14 protein-coding genes are annotated in these 14,788 nt (G+C 50.3%); 11 read left to right on the top strand and 3 right to left on the bottom strand.

The window, feature by feature from the left end; all coding sequences use genetic code 11:
- Nucleotides 1-136 precede the first annotated feature (136 nt).
- Entirely contained in the window at nucleotides 137-466 is a 330-nt protein-coding gene (gene hbs, locus P0078_RS05270) for a non-specific DNA-binding protein Hbs (RefSeq protein WP_282933428.1), read from the top strand.
- Nucleotides 467-585: 119 nt separating this feature from the next.
- A complete protein-coding gene (locus P0078_RS05265) occupies nucleotides 586-2,469 on the top strand; it encodes a SurA N-terminal domain-containing protein (protein WP_282933427.1) in 1,884 nt (627 codons plus the stop codon).
- A gap of 79 nt (nucleotides 2,470-2,548) precedes the next feature.
- Here the strand turns inward: P0078_RS05265 and P0078_RS05260 are convergent, their stop codons facing one another.
- Entirely contained in the window at nucleotides 2,549-4,111 is a 1,563-nt protein-coding gene (locus P0078_RS05260) for a LysM peptidoglycan-binding domain-containing protein (RefSeq protein WP_282933426.1), read from the bottom strand.
- Between the two features lie 194 nt (nucleotides 4,112-4,305).
- Entirely contained in the window at nucleotides 4,306-5,085 is a 780-nt protein-coding gene (gene gloB / locus P0078_RS05255; protein WP_282933425.1) for a hydroxyacylglutathione hydrolase, read from the bottom strand.
- 98 nt (nucleotides 5,086-5,183) lie between these two features.
- Here gloB and P0078_RS05250 point away from each other — a divergent pair, with 98 nt between their 5' ends.
- The 3 genes from P0078_RS05250 (at nucleotide 5,184) to dnaQ (ending at nucleotide 7,253) form a co-directional block, all read left to right on the top strand.
- Nucleotides 5,184-5,762: a class I SAM-dependent methyltransferase gene (locus tag P0078_RS05250; protein ID WP_282933424.1), complete on the top strand. Its 579-nt coding sequence runs from the start codon at nucleotides 5,184-5,186 to the stop codon at nucleotides 5,760-5,762.
- A gap of 313 nt (nucleotides 5,763-6,075) precedes the next feature.
- Entirely contained in the window at nucleotides 6,076-6,513 is a 438-nt protein-coding gene (rnhA, locus tag P0078_RS05245; protein ID WP_282933423.1) for a ribonuclease HI, read from the top strand.
- A 14-nt stretch (nucleotides 6,514-6,527) separates the two neighbouring features.
- Nucleotides 6,528-7,253, top strand: coding sequence for a DNA polymerase III subunit epsilon (dnaQ, locus tag P0078_RS05240; RefSeq protein ID WP_282933422.1), 726 nt, complete (start codon nucleotides 6,528-6,530; stop codon nucleotides 7,251-7,253).
- Nucleotides 7,254-7,369: 116 nt separating this feature from the next.
- Here the strand turns inward: dnaQ and nhaB are convergent, their stop codons facing one another.
- On the bottom strand, nucleotides 7,370-8,905 hold the full coding sequence (gene nhaB / locus P0078_RS05235; protein ID WP_282934558.1) for a sodium/proton antiporter NhaB: 1,536 nt from the start codon (nucleotides 8,903-8,905) through the stop codon (nucleotides 7,370-7,372).
- A 381-nt stretch (nucleotides 8,906-9,286) separates the two neighbouring features.
- Here nhaB and P0078_RS05230 point away from each other — a divergent pair, with 381 nt between their 5' ends.
- Genes P0078_RS05230 through P0078_RS05205 form a run of 6 tightly spaced genes read left to right on the top strand, consistent with a single transcriptional unit; the run spans nucleotide 9,287 to nucleotide 14,766 of the window.
- Entirely contained in the window at nucleotides 9,287-9,766 is a 480-nt protein-coding gene (locus tag P0078_RS05230; RefSeq protein WP_282933421.1) for a hypothetical protein, read from the top strand.
- Nucleotides 9,739-10,992 carry a FimL-related protein gene (locus tag P0078_RS05225; protein WP_282933420.1) on the top strand — a complete coding sequence of 418 codons (1,254 nt, stop codon included), beginning with the start codon at nucleotides 9,739-9,741 and terminating at the stop codon, nucleotides 10,990-10,992. The genes P0078_RS05230 and P0078_RS05225 overlap by 28 nt, the downstream gene beginning before the upstream one ends.
- 14 nt (nucleotides 10,993-11,006) lie before the next feature.
- Nucleotides 11,007-11,822 carry an NAD(+) diphosphatase gene (gene nudC / locus P0078_RS05220; RefSeq protein WP_282933419.1) on the top strand — a complete coding sequence of 272 codons (816 nt, stop codon included), beginning with the start codon at nucleotides 11,007-11,009 and terminating at the stop codon, nucleotides 11,820-11,822.
- Between the two features lie 45 nt (nucleotides 11,823-11,867).
- On the top strand, nucleotides 11,868-12,518 hold the full coding sequence (locus P0078_RS05215; protein ID WP_282933418.1) for a cation/multidrug efflux pump: 651 nt from the start codon (nucleotides 11,868-11,870) through the stop codon (nucleotides 12,516-12,518).
- Between the two features lie 48 nt (nucleotides 12,519-12,566).
- Nucleotides 12,567-13,712: a protease SohB gene (gene sohB, locus P0078_RS05210; protein ID WP_282933417.1), complete on the top strand. Its 1,146-nt coding sequence runs from the start codon at nucleotides 12,567-12,569 to the stop codon at nucleotides 13,710-13,712.
- A gap of 40 nt (nucleotides 13,713-13,752) precedes the next feature.
- Nucleotides 13,753-14,766: a YhdH/YhfP family quinone oxidoreductase gene (locus P0078_RS05205; RefSeq protein WP_282933416.1), complete on the top strand. Its 1,014-nt coding sequence runs from the start codon at nucleotides 13,753-13,755 to the stop codon at nucleotides 14,764-14,766.
- Nucleotides 14,767-14,788 lie beyond the last annotated feature (22 nt).

Genomic DNA, 14,788 nt, shown 5'->3' with positions numbered 1-14,788 from the left:
AGGCTGTCTGCGCTGCTTGACAAGTGTGCATCTGCCCGGAAACCCGCATGGTTCCTTGACCCGCTTCTGGGCAGTTGGTATAAAACGGGGCTTATTGCCCGGCGCGTAAATTGCCGAAGGCTAAAAAATTTAAAGTATGGGTGTCTCTTGTAGATCACCCGAAGCATATTTAAAAAGAACAGAGGGATTAAGCGTGAATAAGTCCGAACTGATTGAAGCAATTGCCGCATCTGCAGATATTCCAAAAGCAGCAGCTGGCCGTGCTTTGGACGCAATGGTTGATAGCATCACTGATGCCCTGAAAAAAGGTGATCAAGTTGCCCTCGTTGGCTTCGGTACCTTTGCTGTGAAAGAGCGTGCAGCTCGTACTGGTCGCAATCCTCGCACTGGCGATCCCATTGAAATCGCTGCGGCAAAAATTCCTAACTTCAAGGCCGGTAAAGCCCTGAAAGACGCTGTAAACTAAGTTTTCAGCAGGCTTTGAGACTTTGTAAAAGAGTCTGAATGTCAAAGAGGCGTGTCAGTAGGGATACGCCTTTTTTGTATCTGATAGCAGTTAAAAACAATTAATTTTCGGAGCTGAGCATGCTTCAGTCCATGCGTGACAACCTGAAAGGGACAGCCGCGATTATTGTCGCAGCCTTTTTCGGTTTTATTATGGTCATTGGGGGAATTGATTTCTTCACCGGTGCCAGTGGAGGTGCTGCCGATGCGGTAGCCGAGGTTAATGGCGAAAAAATTACAAACTTGGATTTGCAACGCGCAATTCAAAATCGCCGCAATATGATCATTAGTCAGTACGGCGAAGATGTGCCCGCTGATTTAATCAGCGATGAGCAGTTGCGTGAGCCAGTTTTACGCCAGTTGGTTTCCAGTGCTGTGATGCGCCAAGCCGCCCAGGACAGCGGTATGGTGATGAGCTCTGCGGCGGTCGACAGAGCGATCGTGGGAATCCCGGCTTTTCAGGTGAACGGCAGTTTTGATCCGCAGATGTATCGCGATGCTTTGCGTCGTATGGGGTATAGCCCCGCAGGCTTCCGCCAGATTATGGAAAATGATATGGCGTTGGAGCAGTATGCAAACAGTGTGGTTGAAAGTGCTTTTACTACCCAGGCGGATGCAGAACAAATTGTTGCGGCCTCTATGGAAGAGCGTGATTTTGATTACGTGGTGATGCCTGTTGAAGGCCTGCTAGCAGAGACTCAGGTTTCAGATGCTGAGGTAGAACAGTACTACCAAGAGAATCAAGGGCAATACCAGCGTACAGAGCAGGTGGCGGTTGAGTATATCGAGCTAACTCCTGAAGTATTTGCCGGTAACATTGATATTTCTGAAAGTGATGTTCGCGCTCAGTACGAGCAAGAGCTGACAGGATTCGAATCGAAACTTCGTCGTCGCGCTGCACATATTTTGCTTGAAGAAGCTGACGCAGAAAAGATTGCTGAGATTCAGAGCAAACTGGATGCCGGCGAAGATTTTGCCGAGTTGGCAAAGACTTACTCCCAAGACGTAGGCTCTGCGGAGGAAGGTGGTGAGTTGGGTTACACCACGGGTGATGTATTCCCAGAGGCATTCGAGCAGGCCTTGGCCGCGCTTGAAGTGGGTCAGGTTTCTGCTCCAGTGACCACCGATAGTGGAACTCACTTTATCAAGCTGTTGGAAGTAGAGCAGAGTGAACCGCCGAGCTTTGAAGAGCAAAAAGTGGCGATCGAAAAGCGACTGCGGTCATCTGTTGCCGAGCGCGAGTTTGTTGATGCCTTGTCCCGTCTTGCCGATCTGGCATACAACGCGGATAGCCTGGCTGAGCCCGCTGAAGAGTTGGGTGTTCCCCTGAAGACTGCCGATCTGTTTTCTCGTGAAAGCGCATCTGGCGTGCTTTCTAACGGGCAGGTTATCGAGGCTGCTTTCTCTGTGGAAGTGAAGGAAGATGGCAATACTTCAGATGTGATCAACCTGAACAATGAGCACTCTGTCGTTTTGAGGGTCACCGACTCTAAGCCCGCAGGTACGTATCCTCTGGAAGAGGTTCGCCAGCAAATTGTTGACCGTTTGAAGCGTGATAAGGCCAGTGAGCAATTGGCTAAGCAAGCGGAAGAGCTAAAAGAGAAACTCGCTACTGGTACCAGTTTTGCAGAGCTGGCGGAAGCGCAAGGTCTAACCCTGGAGACCAGTGATAAAACTCGTCGCGGAGGTTTTGCTCAGCGCGGCGAGATTAATGCCAAGGCATTTGCATTGCCTGCACCATCTACAGGCAAAGATGAAGTGACCAGCTTCGCTACAAATAATGGTGACCTAGTAGTTCTCGACCTGCGCAGCGTGCGCCCGGGCGAACTGTCCAAGCAGAGCAAAGAGCAGCGTCAGGCACTGATGCAGCAATTGGCCTCTGTAAATGGCGGGGCCGAGTTAGCAGCTATCCAGCGCTACTTGTCCGATCAGGCAAAAATCGACCTGACCTCTTCTGCCGAGTAACGGTTGTTATCGAGCCATAAAAAAACCCGGCAATTGCCGGGTTTTTTTATGGCTAACTCCCTGTAGGGAAGTGCGCGCTTTAAGTGTTGCTGGCACTATCCACAAATAAGGTTAAGCGCTGTCCGGGTTGTAAATACTTGGACTTGTTTATTTTATTCCAGCGGAGAATATCATCGATTTCGATACTGAATTTATTGGCTATCCGATATAGAGAGTCACCGCTGCGTACCCGGTAAGAAACTTTGCGGGTAGTGCGGTTGTTCTCTGATGCTGCGGGGGAGCCGTTGTAAGCTACCAGGGTGCGTCCAGGGCGCAGGGTGTCTCCCGGTGCCATGCTGTTCCAGCTGGCCAGTTGCTTTACGGTCACATCCAGCTTGCGTGAAATCCCCCAAAGACTGTCGCCAGGGCGTACAGTGTAATTAACTTTCTGGCCCTTGCCGGAAGACTGCTTGCGTTTAACTCGCTGATCGAGTGCGTAGGCATACTGTCCTGCAGGGCCCGATGCGCTGGGGATTAACAGTGTTTTACCGGCGCGAATATTATTGTTCCGCAGTTTGTTTGTCTCGCGTATAGCTCCCACGGTGGTCTGGTAGCGGCGAGCGATAGTGGAAAGGGTGTCGCCTCGGGCAATGGTGTAGCGCTGCCAGCTCACCCTCTCTTCCTTGGGAAGTTGTGCCAGGGCGCTCTCAAACTTTTCCTGGGTCTCTATTGGAATCAGTAGTTGGTGGTTTCCGTTGGGGTCGGTTGCCCAGCGGTTATAGCCTGGGTTCAGTAGGTACAGCTCTTCAATCTCAATTTCTGCAAGTTCTGCAGCTTGGGCCAGATCGATCTGACTGCCTACATCGACACGGGCGTAGTAGGGTTTGTTGGCGACGTCATGTAGCGGAATCTTGTAGTGGTCGGGGCGGGATATTACCTCTGCCAGTGCTAATAGCTGGGGCACGTAGCTTCTGGTTTCCCGAGGCAGTTTAAGGTCCCAATAACTGGTGCCGAGCCCACTGCGGCGATTTCTTTCTACGGCTCTGCGAACTGTGCCTTCGCCGGCGTTGTAAGCGGCCAGTGCCAGCTCCCAGTCCCCGTCAAAGCGATCGTGGAGGTAATTGAAATACTTTGCTGCGGCCTGGGTGGATTCGTGGACATCGCGGCGGCCGTCGTACCACCAGTTTTGTTCAAGTCCAAATGAGCGCCCGGTGGCCGGGATAAACTGCCACATTCCGGAGGCTCGGGCATGGGAGTAAGCAAAGGGGTCGTAGGCGCTCTCGACAATGGGGAGCAGTGCCAGCTCCAAGGGAAGGTTTGCCTGTTCCAGCTGTTCGGCAACATGGAAAATATAACGGCGGGAGCGCTCGCTTACACGAGCCATATAGCCCTCATTACGGGCAAAGTAAGCAATATATTCCTTTACCTTAGGGTCACCGGTGCGATGGTCCATGGCGAACCCCTGGCGCAGTCGGGCCCAAATATCCACCGGAGGTTGGGCGGCCTTTGTAGGCTCGTGTTTTTTTACAACGGGATCACTCGCGACAGAGGTTTCCTCTGCAGGGATATTTTCAGTTTCAGGCGTAGGCCCCTGTTCCGGCAATTGCGAGCAGGCTCCTACCGTAGCAGCTAATAATGCTACGGCAAAATTCTTGTGAACCATGTGTGATATCCGCGAGTCTTCTTTTAATTCATCCCGACGCATTTCAGAACAATTATTGGTAAAGCATCAGGCATTTGGTCAATTACTTTTGATTCTAATTAAGCAAATTAGTTTCGGTCAATATCGTTGGTTAAAAAGCATACAAATTGTTAGTTTGTTATCCAGTTTGAGAGGAGTTTAGGCGAAGTTGGGGCTTAGAAGTTATCCTTCCAGTCGCGTAAGCTTGTAAAAACGGCTACATCATCATTTTCGGGAAATGGATCGGTTTGAAGGTGGGCCACAGCCTGTCTGACATCCGGATATGCGCAGCGAAGAAATGGGTTGGTGTCCAATTCCAGAGCGATAGTTGAAGGTAGGGTTGGCTTGCTATCCGACCGCAATACCGCACACTGGGAAATCCTTTTTTCAATAGCTTGGTTTTTGGGTTCTACCGCTTGAGCAAACTTTAGGTTAGCGAGCGTGTACTCATGTGCCGGATATACTAAGGTTGCAGGGCGTAACTGGCTGAGCTTGTGCAGCGAATGATACATCTGCTCAGGGCTACCTTCGAATAATCTGCCACAACCTGCAGAAAAGAGAGTGTCACCGCAAAAAAGGTGTAATTGTTCCTTGCCTGCCCCTGTGGTTTCATACAAAACCAAAGCCAAGTGGTCTAGAGTGTGCCCCGGTACGGCGTATATTTGGAGGGGCATGCCGAGGATTTGCAGGGAATCGCCACCGGCAATTGGGTGCGTGACGCCAGGTATGTCTTCTGGGCCGTAAATGGGGCAATGATATTGATTGGAAAGCTGCTTGATGCCACCAGTGTGATCATAGTGGTGGTGAGTGATAAGAATGCCATTAAGTTTATTCCCCTGAAGAGCCTTTTCAACAGGCGCTGAATCACCAGGATCGACCACCCAGTGCTGACCATCCTGTTGCAGGTGCCAGATATAGTTGTCATTAAAGGCGGGGATTGGCGTAATGGATAGCATAATCGGATCGTCTTTTCACTGAATGGAAGAACAATATCACGGAAGGTGAATACTCGTGTGATCTGTTACATATGGGCCGATTTGCTTAGAGTAAGGTTTTGGCGGGATCACCCGAGTGTAAAATTAAAAAAAGCGCACTCGACTCAATCTATGGAGATATGATGACCGGAAAGTTCAGACCTGGTAATGATGAGGACTTATCCCCTCTTGGCAAGGTTTGTCCGGCGCTGTCCCATTGGTTTTCAAGTTCATTGGGTGAGGAAATTCTCTCGCAACAACTGGCATTGGCCCAGCCCCTGGTAGAGGGCTTTTTCGGTTACCACCTTCTCCAGGCCAGTGTGACCCATTCTGTCGATTTTGCAGCCTCTAGTCGTATCAATCATCGATTTCGATTGGGGGCGACAGTGGAGCAGGATGGGGCTGCAATAGTCGAGTTTGAGCAATTACCACTTCCTTCCGATTCTATTGATGTAGTACTGCTGCATCACCTGCTGGATTTCTCCAGTCACCCTCACCAGATTCTGCGGGAAGCGGCCAGGGTTTTGATACCCGGCGGTCACATGCTGTTAATCGGTTTTAACCCGTTTTCCTTGCTGGGCTTGTCTCGTCTGCTGTTTTCCAGGGGGCCTACCAGCGCGGAAATCAACTACGGGCCGCCCGAATTGCCGACTGGATGAATCTGTTGGACCTGCAAGCCGACAGGATAGATCGCGGGTTTTTCCGCTTGCCATTACAGCAGAAGGAGTTGTTATCCAAAACTGCCTGGATGGAGCGCTTCGGCTCCCGCTTGCACTTGCCTTGGGGGGCTTTTACATCATAGTCGCCCGCAAAGAAGTGGCACGTGTTCGCACCATTAAAATTAATTGGCGGGCCGAGAGAAAACCCGCTCTGGTTGCCACCCCGTCGAGCCCTCGCGTTGCAGCACGCGGGAAGCATCATAAGCGCTGATTTCATTTAAAATCGGCCTCATATCTACTTTTGGCGTAAGTTTTGAAACAAATTACTATCTATACAGATGGCGCTTGTCGCGGCAATCCTGGTCCTGGCGGCTGGGGTGCCTTGTTGGTTTATGGTGAGCGGGAGAAAGAGCTGTTTGGTGGTGAGGCACATACTACCAACAATCGCATGGAGCTGCTGGCTGCGATAAAAGCCCTGGAGGCTCTTAAACAGCCGTGCAAAATTGATTTGCATACTGACTCCCAGTATCTACGCCAGGGGATTACTGGGTGGATTAATAATTGGAAAAAGAATGGCTGGAAGACAGCGAGTAAAAAACCTGTAAAGAATGCAGACTTGTGGCGTCAGCTGGATGAGAGTGTCGCTCAGCATGAAGTGCAGTGGCACTGGGTAAAAGGCCATGCGGGTCACCCGGGTAATGAGCGGGCTGACCAGTTGGCAAATCGCGGTGTCGATGAGCTGGAGTCCTGAAGGGGAAATTACACATGCGTCAAGTAGTTCTCGATACAGAGACAACAGGTCTCGACCCCAAAAGCGGTCATCGGATCATTGAAATTGGTTGTGTGGAGTTGGTTAACCGAAAGTTGACTGGCCGCCATTACCACCAGTACATCAATCCTCAGCGACAAGTGGAAGATGGGGCTATTGAGGTCCATGGAATTACTAATGAATTCCTGGCGGACAAGCCCGTATTCGCTCAGATCGCCGATGAATTTATGACCTTCTGTGAAGGTGCAGAGCTGGTTATTCACAACGCACCCTTCGATGTCGGTTTTATTGATGCTGAGCTAAGGCTGCTGGGTAATCCGCGCTGGCGCAATGTCAATGCGCATTGTGGGGTTTTGGATACCCTGACAATGGCCCGGGAAAAGCACCCCGGGCAGAAAAACAATCTGGACGCCCTTTGTAAGCGCTACTTTGTCGATAACTCCCAGCGGGATTTGCACGGCGCTTTGTTGGATGCGGAGATTCTTGCTGACGTCTACCTGATGATGACCGGTGGCCAGACCGACTTGGTGTTGGCTCAGGGCGATTCCTCGGAAGGGGAGGAAGGCAAGAAGGCGGAAAATGATGTGGCGGGTGAAGCCATTCGTCGCCTATCGGCAGATCGCGCGCCCCTGCTAGTAGCGCGTGCTACGCCACAGGAAGCTGAAGCGCATCAATCGATGCTAGGTTTGCTGGAGAAATCAGCGGGCAAACACTTCTGGTAGCACATCAATGAAGAGGTGTTCTCTTTAAATTTGATGTTTATTGCGCTTTTCTTTTTCTGGATGGGTGGGAATTATCAATCCCCACCCATCCAGATAGTCTCTTATACAAGTTCTCTTTAGATCGCGTAGACCACGCAAATCAAAGCAACAATACTCAGTACGATGGTGTAGGGCAGTGCCATGATCACCATGCGGCCATAAGATAGGCGTATGAGAGGTGCCAGGGCCGATGTCAGCAGGAACAAAAATGCAGCTTGTCCATTGGGAGTGGCAACGCTGGGTAGGTTGGTTCCGGTATTGATGGCAATGGCCAGCTTGTCAAAATGTTCTCGGGTAATGTCACCTGCGGTGAGGGCAGCCTTAACTTCGTTAATATAAACCGTTGCCACAAAAACATTGTCGCTAATCATCGATAAAATACCGTTTGCCATGAATAGCAATCCTGGCTGCTGTTCGGGCTTTTGTGCGAGAACGAAGTTGGTTACAGGCTCGAATAGGTGCTGCTGGTGAATCACTGCAACAATTGCAAAGAAAACCACGAGCAGTGCAGTAAATGGCAGCGCCTCTTCAAACGCGTGGCCGATTCTAGCTTCTTGAACAACGCCGTTAAACGAGGTCAGAAGTACAATAATCATCAGGCCAATGATACCGACTTCGGCAACATGAAATGCCAGGGCAAAAACCAGAACCACAGCGACAATGCCCTGAATCCACAGCTCGGCAACCTGTGCCGAGGTGCGCTTCTTTTCTTCCTCTTTGGAAAAATTAACCAGTACCTCACGTACGGCGCTAGGGAGCTGGGCTCCATAGCCAAACATTTTAATTTTCTCCAAAAAGAAACAAGTAGCTAAGCCGGCAAAGAATGTTGGAATGGTTACTGGAGCCATCTGCAGGAAAAACTGTACAAATTCCCATCCGGCTTTCTCAGCGATCAGTAGGTTTTGCGGTTCTCCAACCAAGGTGCAAACACCACCGAGAGCAGTACCTACAGCGCCATGCATAATCAGGCTGCGAAGGTAGGCTCGAAACTGGTCCAGGTCCTCGCGGTGATACTCTACGACATGCTCATCGTTGGAGTGGTCGTGGTCATGGTGGTGGTGTGGCTGCTGGGAGGCGACCCGGTGATAGACCGAGTAAAAGCCTACGGCAACTGCAATCAGGACAGCGGTTACGGTCAAGGCATCTAAGAATGCTGAGAGCACTGCGGAGACAGCACAGAAAAGTAATGACAGCAGTGATTTTGATTTCACACTAATCAAAATTTTAGTGAATACATACAGAAGCAGGCTCTTCATAAAGTAAATGCCGGCCACCATAAACATAAGCAGCAGAATAACTTCAATATTCTCAACTACCTCGTGGTAGACGGCATCGGTGCTTGTCATACCCATCAATACGGCTTCAATTGCGATCAGTCCGCCGGGTTGAAGTGGGTAACACTTCAGGGCCATCGCCAGGGTAAAAATGAATTCTGCAATAAGGACCCAGCCTGTTACAAAAGGCCCCGATACATACAGTATTAATGGGTTGAGAAGCAAAAAGGCGGCTATGGTCAATTTGTACCAATCAGGCGCTTCGCCGAGAAAATTTTCGGCAAAGGCGCGACCAAATCCGCCGCCGGATGCCGCAATGGTGTTGTTGTAAGTGTTCATCATTTACTTCCTTGGTTAACCCATTGGTGTGGGTCAAAATGGAATCTTTGGGAATCGGCGGTGTATGCGAAATAGATACCTGAGCTCAATTATCGCTGCGTGCTTCCCCGGGTTTATTGTGCACAGATTGATTGGTTTTTGTTCTTTAACACAAAAAAACGTACAACTTTAAACTTGAAAGTAGCAAACGCTACTGGGTTTTCTGGAAAATTCAAGTAATTTAGGGGCTTCAGCCCCGTCGCTAGGTTATTTGTCGATTATTCGGTGGAAATTGTTTGGCGAAAGGTGGACTCTTTTATTTATTGGGGTAAATTGCCCTTAATGAGGCCAGAATCATCCTGATCTGGTTGTTTTTTGTTCGATTATAGGAAGAATGCAGCGGTGCAGCCAAAGACTGAATTGCGCAAGATCAATATCACTTCTGTCAATGTAGTGAAGGATGAGCTGGTAGCTACCATCGATAATGCCGCCTCACACTTGGATAAATTTGCCGCGGATACTTCCCAAAAGCAGGCTCTCGAACAGAGCTTGGCTGCACTCAGGCAGGTTAGTGGAGTATTGCAGATGGTGCAGCTCCAGGCAGCTGAGCTCCTCGCCCAAGAGAAAATCAAAGCGCTTACAGAGGTGTTAGAGGAGAGGCAGAGCGCCTCAGAAGAACTGATGGAGGCGCTGGGCACAGGTTTTTACGTAATGGGACGCTACTTGGATTTTGTCCAAAGTCGTGCCATTGCCCGTCCAGAATTGCTGATTCCCTATATCAATAATTTGCGCGCGGCCCGGTCCCAGCCCCCTGTGCCGGAAAGTCATTTTTTCCGTTGTAACTTGGAGGGGCTGTGCCTGGTGCAGGGGCTTCTGCGGTAATGTCGGAAGACTTGAATAGCTTTGTTCGCCGATTCCGTCATATGTACCAGGTTGGTTTGTTGGCTCTGTTGCGAGGTAAACCTCGGGGCCCAGCGTACACGATGATGTCTCGCGCCCTTGAGAGAATCGCAAGCATCACCATGGGGCGCGCAAACGGGCGTTTATGGGTGGTAGCAGGGGCGGCACTTGCAGGAATGGCCTCCCAGGAAATGCGCATCAGTCGATCCCGGGTGATGGTTTTCAGTATGTTTGATCGCTGGCTGCGAGCATTACAAAAAGAGTGTGATACAGCTTTAGATCAGCCTGCGCCACCGATTTTGCTGAAAGAGTGCCTCTATTGGCTGACTCTTTCCAAGCCCGAGGGCTTTGGTGGCAAGTTGCTGGAAGCCTTCTCCGCAGAGGCTCTTGATTACAGTGAAGAGGAGTTAGAGAGGGAGCGAGCCACCCTTGGGGGCCCTGGCGCCACGGCAATTACCGCAGTTGCTAACGCCTTGGAGGAAGAGTTGTCCGGTGTGCGCCGAATGTTGGATGACGCTGAGTTAATTGGTACTACTACCTTGGATGCAGAAGATGGCCTCGCTTCTTCTCTACAGAGAGTGGCCGGTACCTTGCAGATGCTCAATTTTAAGCGGGTTGGAGAGAGTTTGCGCAGCGCGGTTGCGGAATACCAGAGTGCCTCTGGCGCGGGCGGTTCCATAGCGGACAGCGCACTGCAGAAACTGACAGGCCAGGTGTTGATGGTCGATAGCACGGTAAGGGCTCTCAAGCAGAGCACTTCTATTGATCTGGATGAATACGGTCATGCGGATATTGCCTTTGAGCACAGCCAGTTGGCAGAAGCGGAAGTGGCTGTACTTAAAGAGGCCGAAGCCGGTTTGGCGTTGATTAAGAGAGCGCTGGCGGCTTATGCAGAGTCCGACTTTGATCATGGCCATATTCGCAATGTTTCCACTACTTTGAACTCAGTGCGCGGAGGCTTGATCGTTCTCAACTTAAGTAGAGCGGCGGCCGTAGTTGAAGGTTTGCTGAACTTTGTTGAGACTGTTATCGACCGCCATGATGCCGGTCCTGAAGTAGAGCAATCTTTGCATATTTTTGCCGATGCGATTATCAGCCTTGAGTACTATCTGGGAGAGGTAAAGCTGCATAGGCAAGCAGATATTCAATCCCTCAGTCTCGCTATCGAAAGCTTGACTGCTCTGGGTTATCCCGTTGAGGCCGCATAATTAAGGAGGTCTCCTTGGTAGATAAGTTTGTCCCAGCGGGTAATGTGTGGGCAGTTCCGGAATTTTCCCAGCATATCCTGATTGCTGATGGACTGATTCTCTGCCGAGGAGATTTTTTCCTCCACGACGCCCAGGTGTTGGTAGCGGAGGCTGTTCAATCCAGCCACTACTTGGGAGAGTTAAGTGGGCGGGCGTGTGGTGTCCACGTTTTGTCTCGCCAGGTTGAAATTGCCGGCTATGAATGGCGAAACCTGCGCAGCCTGCTGACTTTGGTTGAGGAGCCGATGTTTGCATTGGCTGGGCGGGCGCTACAGATTTCCCATTGGGATAGCCAACATCGATTTTGCGGTCGTTGTGGCACTCCTACCATCTATCACTCTAATGATCGCGCTCGCACCTGCCCGGCTTGTGATCTCACTGTCTACCCCAGAATCTCCCCCTGTGTAATTATGCTTGTTACCCGGGGAGATGAGTGTCTCTTGGCTCGTCATGCCTCGCGTCGAAATGCAACTTATACAGCCCTCGCTGGGTTTATAGAGCCCGGTGAGAGTGCTGAGCAAGCGCTGGTGCGTGAAGTCTATGAGGAAGTGGGGCTCAAAGTGGGTGCCCTGGAGTATGTGGGGAGCCAGTCCTGGCCTTTTCCCGGGCAGTTGATGATCGGGTATTTGGCGGAGTGGCAAGGTGGGGGATTGTGCTTGGACCCCAATGAGATAGAAGAGGCAGACTGGTTCCACTACAGTTCATTGCCAGCTATACCGCCCATACAAACCCTGTCCGGCCGCTTGATCCACACTTTTGTTGAAAAGGTTGCAACGAAGAACCGCCCGTAAGGTTGGTTTAAAGATGTTGCGCAGTATCAGGGAGTAGAAATCATAATGTATATAGCGATTACCTTTATTATTGCCATCCTGGCGTTGTTGTTAGTGTTTTGGGGCGCGCGAGTCCTGCTATCGGGAAATTGGTTCCTGGGGTTTATACGTGGTTTCGCCGGTCTTTTTCTTTTTGCAATGGCCCTTTGGATTGTTCTGGTTGCTGCGGACGTTTACAGCTATAAAAACCTGGCTGAAGAGCACAGTGTTGGTATTGTTTCATTTCGGAAAATTGCCGAGCAACAATTTGAAGTCAAATTCTCTGATACGGATGGAATAGCGCAAAAGTTTGAATTGCTTGGGGATCAGTGGCAATTGGATGCCCGAATGCTCAAGTGGCAGGGCCCGTTAGCCCGCTGGGGGATTAAGCCGGCCTATCGTCTGGACAGGTTGAGCGGTCGCTATCTCACGCTGCAGGATGAGCGAGCTCGCGAGCGTTCTGTCTACGAAATAAAGGGGGCGAACTATGGCGTGGATGTCTGGCAATTTGTACGCGGTGTTGATGGCAAGTTGCCCTTTGTTGATGCGGTATATGGCAGTGCCACATTTCTGCCTATGGAGGACGGTGCGGTTTACGAGGTGCGTATTAGCCACAGCGGTTTGTTGGCTCGCCCCCTTAACCAGCGAGCAACTTCCGCCCTGGAAGGTTGGCAGTAAAATACTGAAGCTAAATAAAAATCAGTTAAGACGGAAAATGGAGTCTAAGTGGAATTTTTAATTGAATACGGCCTTTTTCTAGCCAAAATTGTTACGGTTGTCGTGGCCTTAATGGTGTTGATAGGTTTTATTTTTGCAAATCGAGAGCAGCTGAAAGAGCGTGTTCAGGGGCATATCACAGTTACACATTTGAATGATCGCTATGAGCAGTTTAAAGAAACACTGCTCGAAGCTGTGATGGATAAGCACGAATTCGCCCGTCGTAAAAAGCAAATGGCGAAAGAGAAGAAGACTCAGGAAAAAGCCCTGGCTAAAAAACATAAAGCTGAGAGCAAAAAGCAGCCTGAAAAAAGTGCTGCTACTTCTTCCGACGTTGCTAAAGAGGAAGGAGAGCATGAGTCCAAGAGTATAAAAGGGGAGTTGGTCTCCGAGCGCAAGCGTGTCTTTGTTATGCAATTTAATGGGGATATCAAAGCGAGTGCGCTTTCCCATTTGCGTGAAGAGGTGACGGCTATTCTTCAAGTGGCAGAGTCCGGAGATGAAGTTCTCCTTTGTCTTGAAAGCCCTGGGGGCATGGTGGCGAACTATGGTTTGGCCGCCAGCCAGTTAACCAGAATTCGTAGTGCAGGTATCCATTTGACTATTGCTGTTGATAAAGTAGCTGCCAGTGGGGGCTACATGATGGCCTGTGTTGCAGATCGTATCCTGGCAGCACCCTTTGCGATGTTGGGCTCTATTGGTGTTTTAGCTCAGATGCCGAATTTTAACCGCCTGCTGAAGCGCAATGATATCGATTACGAACTATTTACTGCGGGCCAGTACAAGCGCACTGTAACCATGTTTGGTGAAAATACTGAGGAAGGTAAACAGAAGTTCCAAGAAGATTTAGATGAGATCCATATTCTGTTTCAGCACTTTGTCGGGGAGTACCGGCAAAAACTCGACGTCGACAAAGTTGCCACGGGCGAGGTTTGGTTCGGGCAAAAAGCCCTATCTTTGGGACTGGTCGATGAGCTGAAAACGTCAGATGAATACTTGACCAGTTGTGCTAAGGACTGCGACCTATATCAGGTGGAATTCAAAGAACGGAAAAATATAGCTAAGAAAATAGGGCTGGCGGCAGAAGCAGGTGTGGAATCGGCGGTCACTCGTCTCTTTTCACGGCTGGCAGCTCTGCGTCATCAGGCTCAATAGTTGTAACGTTACAGGTTGATAGTGCTGCGGGATATACCCCATGGAAATAGAAAAGGATGAGAAATTTCGGGCAATTCAGGTTGCTGAAGTAGCTTCGGGAAAGTTTGACCAGTCTGTTGTTGAGCGTCAACTTTCTGAGCTTCCCGATAACCCCTTGCTGTTGGCCGTAAGTTATTCATCCTTGAATTTCAAAGATTCTTTATCTGCGTTTGGCAATCGTGGGATTACTAATACCTACCCTCATACCCCGGGTATTGATGCGGTGGGCAAAGTGCTGTTCGATCGGAGCAAGACGTTTCAACCGGGTGCCGAATTATTGGTCAATGGCTACGATTTGGGCATGAATACTTCTGGTGGACTTGCAGAGCGTATTGCCGTTCCTCCGCAATGGGCCTTGCCAGTCCCTGAGGGCCTAACAGCTTGGGAGTCTATGGCACTGGGTACGGCGGGTTTTACCGCCGCGCTGTGTGTTGAAAAGCTCCTGGAGTCCGGCGCATCTCCTGAGGATGGAGAGATTCTGGTAACAGGTTCAACGGGTGGCGTCGGCTCTGTTGCCGTCGCCTTGCTGGCGAAGCTAGGCTTTCGTGTCGCAGCAGTGACGGGAAAGTTGGAGTCTGCTGATTATTTGGCGAGATTGGGCGCATGGAAGGTTCTCGACCGGGATACACTAGCCCCTTTTGCCAATAAAGCGATGGCCAAGCCATTGTGGGCTTGGGCTGTAGATACTGTGGGCGGGGAAACGCTTTTTAATGTCATTAAATCCCTGCGCTACGGAGGCGGAGTGGCTGCTTGTGGTATGGCTTCAGGTGCTCAATTTCACGCCAATGTATTTCCATTTATCTTGCGCGGTATTAGTTTGTTGGGTGTGGATAGCGCTGTTTTGCCAATAGAAAAGAAGGCAGAAGTATGGAAGCGGTTGGCCAGTGAGTGGTATATCGGCGATAAGCTCGACAGTATTGCGGAGAATATTAGCCTTGATCAGGCCCCAGAGTTTCTTGCGCGCTTAAATAGAGGGCATGGAATAGGTCGTTACGTTGTAGATATGGCTCTCTAATAGATCTATCGATTTAGAATAA

It is taken from the genome of Microbulbifer sp. VAAF005 (genome assembly GCF_030012985.1).
In the GTDB taxonomy this organism is placed as follows: Bacteria; Pseudomonadota; Gammaproteobacteria; order Pseudomonadales; family Cellvibrionaceae; genus Microbulbifer.
Note: the sequence above shows the minus strand (reverse complement) of the source record. Positions and strands in the feature narration are given on the sequence as shown.